General features: G+C 40.3%; 11 protein-coding genes and 1 pseudogene. 8 read left to right on the top strand and 4 right to left on the bottom strand.

All coding sequences use genetic code 11. The annotated features are described in order from the left end of the window. Window positions 1-112: 112 nt before the first annotated feature. Window positions 113-1,258 (top strand): trans-sulfuration enzyme family protein, encoded by a 1,146-nt coding sequence (locus H1A14_RS12550; RefSeq protein WP_194776614.1) that lies wholly within the window; start codon window positions 113-115, stop codon window positions 1,256-1,258. A 73-nt stretch (window positions 1,259-1,331) separates the two neighbouring features. Here H1A14_RS12550 and H1A14_RS12545 read toward each other — a convergent pair whose 3' ends face one another. From H1A14_RS12545 to H1A14_RS12530, 4 genes are read right to left on the bottom strand one after another with little or no spacing between them, the layout of a single operon-like run. Next, window positions 1,332-2,162, bottom strand: a complete 831-nt coding sequence (locus H1A14_RS12545) for a hypothetical protein (protein ID WP_194776613.1) — start codon at window positions 2,160-2,162, stop codon at window positions 1,332-1,334. A 6-nt stretch (window positions 2,163-2,168) separates the two neighbouring features. Beyond that, complete coding sequence (locus tag H1A14_RS12540) at window positions 2,169-3,122, bottom strand: Smr/MutS family protein (RefSeq protein ID WP_194776612.1); 954 nt, start codon at window positions 3,120-3,122, stop codon at window positions 2,169-2,171. After that, window positions 3,122-4,423: a cryptochrome/photolyase family protein gene (locus H1A14_RS12535; protein WP_194776611.1), complete on the bottom strand. Its 1,302-nt coding sequence runs from the start codon at window positions 4,421-4,423 to the stop codon at window positions 3,122-3,124. Before H1A14_RS12535 ends, H1A14_RS12540 begins: the two co-directional genes overlap by 1 nt. A 52-nt stretch (window positions 4,424-4,475) precedes the next feature. Beyond that, a complete protein-coding gene (locus H1A14_RS12530; RefSeq protein ID WP_228527762.1) occupies window positions 4,476-9,005 on the bottom strand; it encodes a translocation/assembly module TamB domain-containing protein in 4,530 nt (1,509 codons plus the stop codon). Window positions 9,006-9,098: 93 nt separating this feature from the next. Between H1A14_RS12530 and tsaD the strand changes: the two genes are divergently transcribed. The 7 genes and pseudogenes from tsaD (at window position 9,099) to tnpA (ending at window position 15,279) form a co-directional block, all read left to right on the top strand. Continuing rightward, window positions 9,099-10,103: a tRNA (adenosine(37)-N6)-threonylcarbamoyltransferase complex transferase subunit TsaD gene (gene tsaD / locus H1A14_RS12525; RefSeq protein ID WP_194776609.1), complete on the top strand. Its 1,005-nt coding sequence runs from the start codon at window positions 9,099-9,101 to the stop codon at window positions 10,101-10,103. Window positions 10,104-10,105: 2 nt separating this feature from the next. Further along, on the top strand, window positions 10,106-10,570 hold the full coding sequence (gene smpB, locus H1A14_RS12520) for an SsrA-binding protein SmpB (protein WP_194776608.1): 465 nt from the start codon (window positions 10,106-10,108) through the stop codon (window positions 10,568-10,570). Further along, window positions 10,536-11,351: a C40 family peptidase gene (locus H1A14_RS12515; RefSeq protein ID WP_194776607.1), complete on the top strand. Its 816-nt coding sequence runs from the start codon at window positions 10,536-10,538 to the stop codon at window positions 11,349-11,351. The genes smpB and H1A14_RS12515 overlap by 35 nt, the downstream gene beginning before the upstream one ends. Window position 11,352: 1 nt before the next feature. Continuing rightward, window positions 11,353-11,859: an HNH endonuclease gene (locus tag H1A14_RS12510; RefSeq protein WP_194776606.1), complete on the top strand. Its 507-nt coding sequence runs from the start codon at window positions 11,353-11,355 to the stop codon at window positions 11,857-11,859. Window positions 11,860-11,964: 105 nt separating this feature from the next. Further along, entirely contained in the window at window positions 11,965-12,420 is a 456-nt protein-coding gene (locus tag H1A14_RS12505; protein WP_194776605.1) for a hypothetical protein, read from the top strand. A gap of 257 nt (window positions 12,421-12,677) precedes the next feature. Continuing rightward, window positions 12,678-14,447 carry a 30S ribosomal protein S1 gene (gene rpsA / locus H1A14_RS12500; protein WP_194776604.1) on the top strand — a complete coding sequence of 590 codons (1,770 nt, stop codon included), beginning with the start codon at window positions 12,678-12,680 and terminating at the stop codon, window positions 14,445-14,447. Between the two features lie 357 nt (window positions 14,448-14,804). Beyond that, window positions 14,805-15,279: pseudogene (gene tnpA / locus H1A14_RS23420) on the top strand (IS200/IS605 family transposase). Window positions 15,280-15,328: the final 49 nt, after the last annotated feature.

Genomic DNA, 15,328 nt, shown 5'->3' with positions numbered 1-15,328 from the left:
CCATCCTGTCAAAATAATTTACCCTAACAAAAAAGAGGTAATCAACATGACTGTTCTAAAGGATAATTTCTTGGACAGACATTGTTCTGCTTAGCTGAAAGCGATAAAAAATATGAAATTTGGAACAAAAGTAATCCACGCAGGTATCAAACCTGACCCCTCTACCGGGGCTATCATGACCCCGATTTTTCAAACTTCCACGTATGTTCAGAAGTCTCCGGGAGACCATCAGGGATACGAATATTCCAGGACCCACAATCCTACTAGGACCGTCTTACAGGATAATTTGGCCGCTTTGGAAAATGGAAAACACGGGCTTTGCTTTTCCTCCGGCATGGGAGCTATCGATGCTGTCATCAAGTTATTGAATCCCGGAGATGAGGTGATCAGTACCAATGACCTTTATGGTGGATCTTACCGAATTTTCACTAAAATATTCGAGCGATATGGCATCAAGTTCCATTTTATCTCTATGGAGGAGGCCGTGAGCATTGAAAAATACATTACTGAAAAAACCGAGTTGATTTGGGTAGAGACACCAACCAATCCCATGATGAACATCATTGACATTGAGGCGGTGGTCAAGATTGCCCAAAAACATAAGGTTTTATTGGCGGTGGACAACACTTTTGCGACGCCTTATCTTCAAAATCCCCTGGATATGGGTGCTGATATTGTTATGCATTCCGTAACCAAGTACATTTCCGGGCATTCTGATGTGGTCATGGGTGCATTGGTTGTCAAGGATGATGATTTGGCTGAACAGTTAAGATTTATACAGAATTCCTGTGGCGCTACACCTGGTCCACAGGATTGTTTTTTAGTCCTAAGAGGGATCAAAACCCTTCACCTTCGAATGGAAAGGCATTGTCAAAATGGAAAAACCATAGCTGCTTACCTGAAAAATCATCCCAAGGTGGAGAAGGTCTATTGGCCAGGTTTTGAAGACCATCCCAATCATGATGTGGCGAGAAGACAAATGCGGGCTTTTGGAGGAATGATTTCCTTCACTACCGTAGGCAACAGGATAGAGGATACCAAGACAATACTAGAAAACCTTCACTATTTCACTCTGGCAGAATCTCTGGGTGGTGTAGAATCTCTTTGCGGACATCCAGCCTCTATGACCCATGCAAGCATTCCTGTAGAAGAAAGGGAAAAAGTAGGATTGGTGGATTCTTTGATCCGACTCAGTGTAGGGATAGAAGATGCTGAGGACCTTAAAAACGATATTGCTGCCGCACTTTCAAAAATATGAGCTGAACAAAATAGGATTCAAAACATTAAGAAAATCCCTTTTTTGCTACTTCTCTGGACCATGTGCCTGAATCCTATAGGATCCTTTTGAATAAGTACTTGCATTGATCGGTCACCTTCTCTGTCAATTTGCTTTTCTGGGTGCCCAAATCCAATATCAGCTGTTTATATTTGGAATTGACGTCCTCCTTTTCTGTCAAAAAGAAGCTGAGATGTTGCAGAAGTAAATGATTTTGGTACCAAAGGTAAAGGGACCTTTTTAGTTGATTCATTTTTTCATGGATACTTTCCACAAAAATTGGATTTAATCCTGACAGCATTCTAATATTTTCAAGCGCAATGATGATCTGTAAGCCTTCATGAATATCTTTGATGGTTTTTGGTTTCAAGTTGCTGTTGTTTTCTAACCTGAAATATTCCAATTCCTCATTGATGATTTGGGTAGTGGCAGTATTGATAAGCAGTGGCCGAAGATCTTGGCTGTATTGAAAAGCTTCTTTGTACAGATCTTCCCATATCCCGAAAGGCGTTGCGGTGACCTGATCATAAACCTCATTGTACAAAACTTTTTTTTCGGCCTCTATGTGCTTTTCATAAGAGTTGTAACCCATTAGCTTGAGGCTTTTTTGGTATTCCAAAGCTGTTCTGATCAGTTTAAGGTGATGGACCTTCCTTACATTTTTCAACAAGGCTTTAAACGGCTTAAATAACCTGAACTTGAAAGATTTGTCGCTGAAATGAATTTTGGCCAGTAGATCAATATAGATTTCCAGAAAAATGATTTTTTCCTCCAGCTCAATGGCTTTTTTGGATCTGAATTGTTTATTGAGGGAGGAAAAACTCTTTTTTGCCAAATCAAATTGTTGGTCAAAAAGATCAAAAATCGGAGAGGTCTTCACTTGCATGTGTTTCTATTTTATTTTCACCAAAGTAGCTCCGTAACCAAAACGGTTTTTTTGAGTATCCTGAAAGTACTTAATATTTTCAAATTGACTGAGGTATTTGTGAATTTCTTTTTTCAATATTCCGTTGCCGATGCCGTGGATAAAAGTAATTTCATCCATTCCGCTCGCTATTGCATAATTCAGATTTTTCTCAAAGGTATCCATTTGAAACTTAATGATTTCACTGTTGCTTAAAAATTCATGCTCCTTGCTCAACTTTTCGATATGAAGGTCAACTTCCTTAGGTGGCCGCTTGAATTGCGGGGCTAGGCTGACCGAGGCTTGGCCTTGAAGTTCCCGATTGAGTTTTTGGACATCAAGTGCGACATTTGCTTGGGCAATGTTGAATACATACCCATCTTTTCCCAATATTGGAGCCTTTGATTTGCTTCTGAAAAAGGTGCTGGCTTTGAATTTTATCGTTTTATTGAGTGGGGGTTGTGTTCTTTCTATGGCTCTATTGATCGGATGTAAGCTTAGCTGTAAAGGGGGCCATTGTTCGAATTCTGCCATGACGCATTCCAAGAGTTTGGTGCTCGACAGGCTTTGCAGCATTCCATGGCCAATGGTGATTGAATTTTCCCCGTATACTTGGGAAACTGAAAAATGTTGGTCCTTTTCCATTGCATTGATGAGAAAAAGGCTAAGTACTTTGTCATTATTGGGGAGATAGGCTAAGAATAAACCTTGTTCCTCGGGTTTACCTTTTTTGCTGGTAGAGGGTGAAATTTTTTTGTTTTCATCAGGTGCTTTTTTAAAATGAGCTTGTTCCGCTTCATGAATAAGCACAATCTCATTTTTCATGACAGGTATTCTGAATCCTTCCTCAATTTCAATTTCAATTCGTCCTCCTGAAGAAATTTTGGTAATAACTCCTTCCTCATTGCCATGAAGTAACCTGACTTTGTCTCCTATGTTCATTAATCCAACGCTGATTTAAATGTTTCCAATGCCCTTTCCCGTGCAAATTTATGGTCTACCATTGGGTCAGGATATTTCTCGGTACCGTATTCAGGAACCCACTTTTTAATGTATTTTTTTTCTTTGTCAAACTTTTCGGTTTGAGACTCCGGATTGAAGATTCTGAAATAGGGCTGGGCATCTGTGCCGGTTCCAGCCGCCCATTGCCAACCCCCATTGTTGGAAGATAATTCATAATCTAGAAGTTTTTTGGCAAAATAAGCTTCACCCAATCGCCAATCTATCAATAAGTGCTTGGTCAAAAAGCTGGCCACGATCATCCTAACCCTGTTGTGCATATAACCGGAATGATTGAGTTCCCTCATGCCTGCATCTACAATAGGATAACCGGTCATGCCTGCACACCACTTTTCAAAATCCTTTGGCGCATCTCTCCATGGAATTTTATCATATTGGGGCTTAAAGGCTCGGTCTACTACCTGTGGATTGTGGTAAAGGATCATCATATAAAATTCCCGCCAAATCAATTCATTCAAGTAGGTCTCATTCAGTTTGGCTGCTTCTAGGGCAAGTTTACGGATTGAAATTGTTCCAAACCTTAAATGAATACCCAATCGGCTTGTCCCATGGATAGCTGGAAAATTACGGGTTTTGTCATAGTTCTGTATCAAAGGTTTGTCAATCTCCAAAGGAGGAATCTTGATATCAGACTTTTCAAAACCAATATCCTTCAAGCTGGGAATGGGGAAGGGAGAAGTGGAGTAAAAATTATTTTTTCCTTTACTTAAGTTCAACAATTCAAAATCAGTGGATTTGAATTTCTGTAACCAAACCCTGCTGAAAGGGGTGAACACTTTGTAAAAATCCCCACTTCCGTTGGTTATTTCATCCTTTTCGTAGATGACCTGATCCTTGAAATCTAAAAAATCTACATTGTTTTTTTTCAGGAATTCTTCCACGCTTTTATCTCTTTGAATGGCGTAAGGTTCATAATCCCTGTTGGTGTAGACCGATTTCACCTCAAATTTATCCAGAAGTTCTTTGTAGATATCCAAGGGCCTGCCATACTTCACCAAAATGGATGATTTATAGGATTTCAGTTGATCGTGAAGCCTGCTCACTTGGTCGTGGATAAATTGAACTCTAGCGTCTTTTTTGTCTTCTAATTCGTCCAATATTTCCTGATCAAAAATAAATAAGGGAAGAACATTTTCTTCATTTTGGTAAGCATAATAAAGACCGGTATTGTCTTCTAGCCTTAAGTCTCTTCTAAACCAAAAAAGATTGATTTTTTCTTTCATAATGGAATGGTTTTATAAAGATATAACCCGTGAGGCTGAAAAAGTTTGGTGATTATTCCTCTTTCTCAATGGGGAGCTTAGGCTCAGCCATTTGAACTTTTATAAAATCGTTTTCTGCATCATGGAGTGGAAGATTTTCATTTTCAGGGTTTCTTCCTTCTCCATACCTAAGGAAATCATCAGTATCATTTATTCTTAGCCTTTCATTTTTGCTTTTCCGAATATTTTCAACAAGCTCTTTAAATGAATTAAAGGATATATTTTGGGAAAAAGCAACTCCGTAGGTATTGACCTGATTGGCGAGATTAAGTGAGCTCAGCACATTGTTGAAGTTGGTCCGGTTGTAGACCCTTATCCGGTAGCGACCGTCCTCTGATAGCAGGTATTCCGCCTGCCAGTCACCTGCAATGGTATTGATATTGGAATTGCCTTGTGGATCGGTGAAACCTCCATCCCTGGTTACCCTCAGCCTACCATCCAAAAAGGTATACGCCAACCTAAGTTGAAAACTTTCCAATGCTGCCTCATCTAAAGTTCCTAGGTCAAAATCTATTTCAAGGTTTTGGTCTACTTGAGCTACCAGGCTGTTTAGTTGGGAAGATACAAGTTGGCTGAGGTTGGAAAAACCTATCCCGGCCCCTGCAAACTGTCCCTCGGGGGAAAACCGCCGTAACATGATGACCGAAAAGACCTGTCTGATTTTTTCCTGTTCATCATTGGCAATCCGGTTGTTGAAAGCAGAAATGGTGGTCTGTATTTCCCCTTCCGGAAATTCACTGAAATCAAAGGCAAAACCAATGTCAGGAGATAACAGGTTTCCCCTCAAATCCATGTTGACTCTGACCGGAAATCTCCTTCGCAGATTTGGGTCTTCAAATTCAGGATTGACCTGAAGGGTTTGGAGAGAATTCAAGGCTATATTTTCCTGATAAATAGCCCTGATGTCCATAATGCCTTCATAAGGGTCTCCGAACCAAGAAATACGCCCTCCGGGTTCAATTTTAAATTCTTTTCTGACCACATTGTAAAGTGAAAAATTGTACTTGGCATCTGTGATCTCATAATTTCCGGTCATGGAAAACTCACCCTGGGTATCAATATTGAGCTTTAAAACCCCTTTCCCTCTGCCTTGAATATTTTCGCCTGTTCTGGGATCAATTTGTATTTCCACATAAGCATCGGGAGTCACATCAAGATCAAAATTCATTCGGATGTTATTGATGGCCAGTTTCTCCACCGACCTCCCTTCAACAGTAAAACTGGCGGTATCTCTTACATTTATGATGCGTATATAATCTTCCTGAGCCTGTACATCTGTGGATCCGATTGGGATATAAATCCTCGTATTGGGTTGTGAAGTGGCTTTGGCAATGATATCTAAGTTGGATGCCTCCCCTTTGATATCTAACCTTCCCGTGGCATAAGCGAGGCCATAAAAAAGTTTATTTTGTCTTAAAGTGGTATTCAGCACTTGAAAGTTGCGCATATCAGTCCCGATATTCATGACAAAGTCCCTGAAACCGGCGTGCTTGATGTCCCCTGTCATATTGGCCTGATTGCCTTGGACGTCTGTTATGGCCAAGTTTTGAAAGCTGATTTGTCCTTGGGAAAAATTAATGTTTCCATTTAGCTTATAAAGGGTATTGAGGTAGTTGATGCGGAATGTCCCTTCATCAAGTCGACCTGTACCATTGACTATCGGTCGGGTAAGGGAACCTGTGATGTCTGCACCACCACTCAGATTGCCTCCCATTTCAGTGATGTAATTTGAAAGAAAAGGCTCCAGAACCGAGAGGTTGGCCTGGTCAAATATGGCTCTTAGTTGTAGCCCCTCATCCTCTGTGGCCAAAAAGCCATTGACCTCAATCACCTTGAGGTCCTCCCTGAAATTCTCCATGGTGAGATTGATCTTGCTGTTTTCCAAATAAGTGGAAGCATTGATATCCCCAATCAGAAAATTGTTGATATAGAACTCACCCAAAGAAAGGTTTCCATTGATGATGGGTTGATCAAATAGGCTGCTGAAGGCAAACATGCCATTGGCGGTGCCGGTATAGGATTGAGGTCCCAGGGTATTGAAAAATTCCAAATTAAAATCATTGATTTCTAAAGCCAGTGCTTCTTCAGGGTCAGTGCTTACCAATCCATTTACCGAAATAAACTGATTCTCATTGTAGGCTTTTAAGTTATTGAATTCTATGCCATTTCTAGTAAAAATGGTGTAATTGTCCTCATCAAAATGCCAATACTTATCAATCAGTTTGATATCTGAAGAATCTACCAAAATGGTGATGTTGTCTTCATAAAAGAAAACGTTACTGGAGATATTGGCATAGCTTCCGGTAGCCAGTTGGTCTGTGTATATTTTTACGCCTATGCTGGATTGGTTCCAGAGTGACTCAAGGGAAAAATTGTCAAATTCAAGATTTTTTCCAAACCTTTGCTTTTTGGAATTGACATAAAAAGCAGCCAACACATCGCTGCTACTTTTCAGTTTGGCCGTATTCAAATCCACATCATTGAAAAGAAAAAGGTTGCCATTGTATATCAGGGTGTCTACACTGGAGTAAAAGTTGAGCACCGTATTGTCTGCTGTTTTGTAAAATGCGCCTTCAACTTTGGTTCCCTTGGAAATACTGGCTTTGGGTTCAATTAAGTGGATAAGCGGGTTGATATCATAGAGATTCAAGGAAATATCAATTGTATATTCCTCCGTATTTTCCTGCTCAGCTGTTCGGATGGGTGGCTCTTTATTGGTCAATATGGCTTTGTAGTCCTCAAAAAGGTTTTCCATGTCCTGTATGACATCACTGATCTTAAAGTTTCCTGAAATTCCTGCTACCAATGGATCGGAATTAAGGGAGATCATCCTAGTCCGGTCCATGGTGAACAGGGATTGAAAGAAGAAATTGTCTATGCTGAAACTTCTGTCATCATAGCCCACGGTGACGTTGCTGAATTTGGCAATACCTTCCACATCATCTACAGTGATGCCTTTGGTGTCAAGGTCAAATTTACCCGAAATACTGATGTCCCTGTCAGCAAATCCAAGCGGCTGTAAATGCAGCGTATCTACCATGGCTACAAGCTTGGTGGAATCCTTCCCGTTCCGAAGGTCCAAAGTACCTTTAAAGTTTCCATGGACATTGGGGTCTTTGATGTTCAACTCTCCACTGAATAAGTCCTTACCGTAGGTGGCATTGGTTTGTATGTTTTGATAATTGTAATCCCTAAAGCCTATGTTTCGAACATTGGCATTGACTGAAATCAGGGCAGTATTGGCTGTTAATCCTGTTCCTTGAATTCTTCCGTTGAAAGTGACCTTTTGGAATCGTTCCCGTTCTTCGGTTAAAATTCCCAAATCAAGATTTCTTACTGCCAGATTACCGCTGTAAGTAGGGACATTTCTGGCAAGCCTGAAATTGAGGTTACCCTCGATATTGCCGATGCTGGTTCTAAAGCTTCCTTTGGAAGAGAAGTTGTTTAAAAATCCTGTAAACTCCGTATCGAATCTGATATCTCTGAATTTGGACACCTCGGCTTCTGCTTCCGGAGAAATGTATGGGGTAAGGTCATCGCTTCTGAGGGTGGAATTAACCAGTGAAAGCCTAAAGAAAGTTTCCTCTAAAACAGGTAAACCTTTGATGGAAAACTTTCCAAAAAGGGCCGTCCGCTCACCAAACCGAATCAAAAGTTCTTCAGAAAACAGGTCACTCACTTTACCCAGAATTTCTCCACTCAGATAGATTCGGTCATCAAAATCCGGAATATTGCTGGAAAAAACCTTAAGGTCCTGTAAATCGAGGATTGTTTGGTCCAGGTTTGCTCTGATGTCCACCTCCTCATTGAAATTCCCCAAAGCTGCGACGTTGGCATAATCAAACCTCAGGTAATCTTTAATTCGGGTTTGGTTGGAAACCAAAAGCAGGTTGTCAAATTCCATAAAGGAATTTGAGTAAGTGAAATTGGCTTTCAATTGCTGAAAATCAAGTCCCGAGGTAGCCTCTTCCCCCCGTAGAAAATTGATCTTGAAACTGATGGTGTCAGATTTGATATAGAAATCCTCCGCATCAGCTACCAAATCTCTAAACCGTAGTTTACCATAGTCAAATCCCGTAAGGATGTCTGAAATGGTATAATTAAATACATCCACTGCTGTTTTTTCCAGGGTAATATGGCTGATATTGAAACGAAGAGGGGATTTTCTTTCTTTGGGAACTTCAGGCTTAAGCATTTCATTCAGCCTTGCAATAAAGATGGTCAGGTTGGGAGATTCCCCCAAACCATGGGTGATGATGCGTAATTCACCCTCCTTTAATTTGACCTCATCAAAGCCAGGGTTGTCCCGGTCAAACAAACCAGCCAGGGAAAAATCAATGTAGACTTCATCAAGCCGTGCCATAAGGCTGTCTTTTTGATCATATACTGTGATGCCATTGAGACTAATGGCGTCCCACCATCGGATGTTTACTTTTTCTATGGAAGTTTTAAAACCGGTTTTGTTGCTGATAGAAGTGGTCAGGTAACCCGTGACGCGGGTTTGGATAGCGGGGACCTGAAGAAGAGAAATTAGGATGATCAAAAATAAAAGAATTATCCCAAAAGCCCTTAGGCACACTTTGGAGGCTTTCCATAAAATTTCTGTAAATTTCGACTTCTTTTTCAAGGGATCATTATGAATATCAATATACTGGCAATTGAATCATCTTGCGATGAGACATCGGCTTCCATTATATCTAATGGCAAAATACTTAATAATATTGTGGCGACGCAATCCATCCATGAAAAATATGGAGGAGTGGTGCCTGAATTGGCTTCAAGGGCACATCAGCAACACCTGATCCCGGTCGTCCATGAAGCGCTTCAATCTTCAGGAATTACCAAGTCGGACCTTTCAGCAGTTGCTTTCACTCGGGGACCTGGCTTGATGGGTGCCTTGATGGTGGGAGTTTCTTTTGCCAAAGCGTTTGCCTATGCCCTTAAGATCCCTCTTATTGAAGTTAACCACATGCAGGCCCACATTCTGGCTCATTTTATAGATGAACCAGTACCCGAATTCCCGTTTCTTTGCCTTACGGTAAGCGGTGGACATACCCAGTTGGTCTTGGTAAAAGATTTTCTGAACATGGAAGTGATCGGCGAAACCCTTGATGATGCAGTAGGTGAAGCCTTTGACAAGACAGCGAAGCTTTTGGGGCTTCCTTACCCGGGTGGTCCATACTTGGACCGGTTGGCCCAGAAAGGCAATCCAAAAGCATTTTCTTTTCCAATCACAGAAATGCCGGAACTTAATTTCTCATTCAGTGGTATAAAGACCGCAGTCCTTTACTTTTTACGGGATAATCTCAAAAAAGATAATCATTTCGTTGAAAACAATCTGGAAGACATTGCCGCCTCTGTGCAGCAAAGCCTAATTAAAATGTTGATGTTGAAGCTTGAAAAGGCAGCGGCACATCATCACATAAATACCATTGCGATTGCAGGAGGAGTATCTGCCAATTCAGGACTTAGAAAAGAACTGGAAGCTGCTACTGAAAGACTGGGATGGGAGGTTTTTGTCCCAAAGCTGGAATATTGCACTGACAATGCTGCCATGATTGCTATGGCAGCCCATTACAAATTTATTAAGGGGGAATTCACAGATTTGGAAGTAACCCCCATCGCCAAAATGAAAATATAACCATGGCCCAAGCAAAAAACACACAAAAAATCATCAACATTAAAAATAAGAAAGCCAGTTTTGAATTTGAGTTTTTGGACAAATATGTTGCTGGCATAAGTCTCAAAGGTACCGAAATCAAATCTGTCAGAGAGGGTAAAGTATCTTTGGTAGAGGCTTTTTGTTATTTCAGAAGAGGTGAGCTGTATATCAAACAAATGCACATTGCCCCTTACAGTATGGCAGCCCATTTTAACCATGAGGCTACCAGAGAGAGAAAACTTCTGTTGCAAAAAAAGGAGTTGAATAAATTAGAGAGTAAATTTGATCAAAAAGGGCTTTCTATCATTCCGGTTCGTATATTTATCAATGATAGAGGTTTGGCCAAAGTGGAGATTGCGCTGGCCAAGGGCAAAAAAACCCATGACAAACGAGATGATATAAAGAAAAAAGATGCAAAACGAGAACTCGACCGAATGGCCTTCTGAAAAAAAATACGGGATATGTCAACTGCCTTTGATAGGGGTTTATTTAGAGCCCAGGCACGGCTCGGGTCTCATGACACAATTGCTATTTGGGGAAACCTACGAAGTTATCAGCAGTTCAAAAGATCTTAAATGGATGAAGATTTTTAGACCTTCACTCAATTTGACCGGCTGGATTTTTTCTGTACAATACGAATCACTTTCCTTAGATGATTATACCAATTACCAGGTCGATGATTTCAAAATCACCACCTCACCCATTACCACCATCCAATTCAAAGGCAACAGCATGTATTTGCTTCCCGGAAGCGAACTCCGGATCGGCAATAATGAATTGTTTGATTTAGAGAAGACCATTTCCCTTCAAGGCGAAACCAGGGATTTTATCAAAAAAGCCAGTAGGGAAGAATTGATGGAAATCGCCGATATCTTTGTCAATGCACCTTATCTTTCAGGTGGGAGAAGTTTGTATGGAGTAGGTACGGGGAGTTTTATACAACTGGTTTACAAAATCGGTGGGTACAGGTTACCCAAATTTATTTCCCAATTGATAGATTTGGGAAAAAGTAAATCCATTGAAGCAGGATTACCGGGAGATTTGATTATTTTTTCAAACGAAAAAGGTATACCACATCATGTTGGCCTGATATCTGGAAAAGATGAAATTATCCATGTCAGAGGGAAAGTGATGAGAGAAAAAGTTCAGTTTTCCAAGATAGGAGGCAAACAAAACAATTCACTTCTACATCAGGTTTTTGAAATCAGACGTTTAATTGAGGTATAAAATGGAAAAGAAAGTTTTGGTGCTTAACCTTGATCATACCCCCGTGGCCATCGTCACAGTGCAAAAAGCTTTGGTGCTTTCTTTTTTGGGCAAGGTTTCCTCTTTGGTGCATTATGAATACCTTAGTGTCAGAACAGTGGATAAGTCTTTCCCTTATCCTGCTGTTGTCAGGTTGCATGATTACAAAAACATTCCTTACAAAGGGGTATTGCTCAATAGAAACAACCTTTATCGAAGAGACAATCATGAATGCGTTTATTGTGGATCCAGAAAACATCTCACCATAGACCATGTTTTGCCCAGATCCAAAGGAGGTCAAACCAATTGGAAAAATCTGGTGACTGCCTGCCATCGCTGTAACACCCAAAAGGGGGACAAAACACCTGAGCAAGTAGGGTTTGTGATGAGACAACCCCCTTTCAAACCAACATTGTCTTACTTTCTTGCAGAGTATGCCGAGAGAAATGCGGAGGAATGGTTGCCATTTCTGGATTTGAAAACTGTTTGATGACAATCAAGTTGCAAAGGCGGATTAAATCTCCATATCAATTAAAATGCAATCCTGACAAACTAAATCTCATTTTGGATCGTCATTGATCAAAAGAAGACCTTCATGTTCAAATTTCCAATAATCCTTCTGTTTTGCTTTCCCCTTTTGGTCTTTGGCCAAAATGATACATCTAGTGATAAAATTGTTGGGAGTTGGCAATTGGTTACTTTTGACAACAAGGATCAGGTACTTTCATCCAAATTTTATTTAGAGGCAGAACCTTGGCAGAGAGAATTGATACAGGGACAGCTTCAGTTCAGGTTGGAAAACACTTTTTACCATTTTAAACCATCCGGTCAATTGGAATTTACAGAAGTAGATGGGAGGAATGTTTTTACCCGAAAAGCAACTTATGAAATAGATGAGGAAGCCACACTGACCATCAGAGAAACAGAAAGAGAGGTCATCAAAAAATGTTCTCTGCATGAAGTGAATGATTTTCAACTGATCTTCACCCCAATGACAGCCAATGGTCCAGCAGGAACAGGAAGGCTTATATTTGAACGGAAAATACCTTGACACGATAGAATTAAAACCAAGAATACCATCGTAGAAAGCTAGAAACACGTTTTTTAACTTTAGGTTTGGAATTTGAACCCGTTGGCAACTATAATTTTTCCTTATGGCTGTATTTCAGTTTACAAATTTATTGTACCTTTGCAGTCCGTTCAGGTGAATGGGGTCTTTGCTGCTCAATATCAAAGGCTTATCTACAACACTAAAAACCTCAGCCTCACGACTCTAGGGCTGATGATTACCAGAGTCAATTATTTATTATGCCAAATACAACAGATTTTAACTGGGACAAATTTGAAACCAAGGGTTTCGGAACAGGCTATACCAAAGAGGAAAAAGCCGAGATGGAGAAACTCTATGATCAGACTTTGAACGAAATCACTGAAAAAGAAGTGATCAAAGGTACGATCGTAGGCATCAATGACAAAGATGTGATCATCAACATCGGCTTCAAATCCGATGGGCTGGTACCAAGGAGTGAATTCCGTGACCTTGCCGAACTGAACATCGGTGACGAGGTAGAACTTTTCATTGAAGAGCAGGAAAATTCCTTGGGACAGCTGGTACTTTCCAGAAAGAAAGCCAAAATGGTGAGGGCATGGCAGGACATTGAAGATGCACTTGAGTTTGACAATGTCATCGAAGGTCTAGTCAAAAGAAGAACCAAAGGTGGTCTGATCGTAGACATCTACGGTGTTGAAGCCTTCCTTCCCGGTTCTCAGATAGATGTGAAGCCTATCAGGGATTTTGACATCTATGTAGGTAAAAAGATGGAAGTAAAAGTGGTCAAAATCAACCACGCCAATGATAACGTAGTCGTTTCTCACAAAGTCCTGATCGAAAAAGACCTAGAGAAGCAAAAAGCAGAAATCCTCAACAACCTGGAAAAAGGTCAGGTATTGGAAGGGGTGATCAAAAACATGACCAACTTCGGGGTATTCATCGATTTGGGTGGTGTAGACGGTCTGCTTCACATTACCGATATTTCCTGGGGTCGGATCAACCATCCCGAAGAAGTGCTTAACTTGGACGATAAAGTTCAGATTGTGGTTCTTGACTTCGACGATGACAAGAAAAGAATTTCATTGGGCATGAAGCAATTGACTGCTCATCCTTGGGATTCCTTGTCTGCTACTTTGGAAATTGGTTCCAAAGTGAAAGGTAAAATTGTCAATGTTGCCGATTATGGTGCTTTCCTTGAGTTGGCCCCAGGCGTAGAAGGTTTGATCCACGTATCCGAGATGTCTTGGTCACAGCATTTGAGAAATCCAGCTGATTTCGTAAAAGTGGGTGATGAGATCGAAGCGGTAGTTTTGACCTTGGACAAAGACGACAGAAAAATGTCTTTGGGCATCAAACAATTGACCGAAGATCCTTGGACCAAAGAAGACATGAACACCAAGTATGCGGTTGGTACCAAGCACAAAGGTGTCGTAAGAAACCTGACCAACTTCGGCTTGTTCCTGGAAATGGAAGAGGGTATCGATGGATTGGTACACGTATCTGACCTTTCATGGACCAAAAAAATCAAGCATCCATCCGAATTTGTGAAAGTTGGGGATGAATTGGATGTTGTTGTTTTGGAATTGGATGTGGACAACAGAAGACTGGCATTGGGACACAAACAATTGGAAGAGAATCCTTGGGATACCTTCGAATCAGTTTTCCCACTAGGGTCTGTACATAAGTGTACTGTGGTTTCCAAAAATGATAAAGGAGCTGTATTGGAGCTTCCTTACGGACTGGAAGGATTTGCCACTTCCAAAAATCTGGAAAAAGAAGACGGATCACAGGTAGAAATAGGTGATGCTGAAGATTTCAAAGTCACTGAATTCTCTAAAGACGATAAGCGAATTGTACTTTCCCATACCGCCACTTTCAAAGAGGAAGCGAATGCTCCAAAAGCAGCCAAAAAACCAGCTGCCAAAAAGCAAGCCGCCACTACAGACAACTCAGCTGAAAAGTCTACCTTAGGTGACTTGGATGCCTTGTCACAATTGAAAGAGAAAATGGAGGGCGGAAAGAAGTAATTTTCGATATTCCATAGTCTAAAACTTGAGCAATCAGTTTTAGAAAAATAACAAAAAGTGTCTGCCTTGGGTAGGCACTTTTTTTTATGGGCGGAATTTCTGAAAAAAAGCTCTCTAAATCCTTTGACTTTGATGGGCTATTGAAAATACCATACATTTGTTAAACATATATCCTCCAGAGAATAGTAGGCAGAAGAAGCGAACTTTGAGCTGTAAAAGTTTGAGGATTTGAATTGAGTAGCTTCGATTTAGCTGCATAAATACCCGATATTGGGTATTTTTAGTTTAAAAGAAAATAGATATTTTTAATCAAATTAGTGATTAGGCTGTTCTCGGATATTTTTACATTGATTGATCATGGCAAATACCTATACCCAAATTCATATACAAGTGATTTTTACAGTGAAAAACAGAGATTGCATAATCCTAAAACCCTGGAAAGAGGAATTATATAAATACATTGCTGGTATAATCAAAAACAATAACCATAAATTATTGGCCATAAATGGGATGCCGGATCATGTACATATTGATAGGTATGAGACCCAACCAATCTTTGTCGGACTTAATGCAGGATATAAAAGGAGATAGCTCCAAATGGATCAATCAAAAAGGTTTTGTGAGGGGTAAATTTTCTTGGCAAGATGGTTATGGCGCATTTTCATACAGTAAATCCCATGTAGATAAGGTAATTGACTATATTAAAAATCAAGAAACAAAGCATAGAAAAAAAAGTTTTTTGGAGGAATATCGAGAGTTTTTGGAAAAGTTTGAGGTTACATATGAGGAACGATATCTTTTTAAAGAGATCCAATACGATAGAGAAAGATAAATGGTTTTTGATGAGAATTTGAAATAAAAGGCCAGTGGGCGTTTCATTT

The organism is Pararhodonellum marinum (genome assembly GCF_015354735.1).
Taxonomy (GTDB): Bacteria; Bacteroidota; Bacteroidia; order Cytophagales; family Cyclobacteriaceae; genus Pararhodonellum; species Pararhodonellum marinum.
This window is presented reverse-complemented; position numbering and strand designations above follow the sequence as displayed.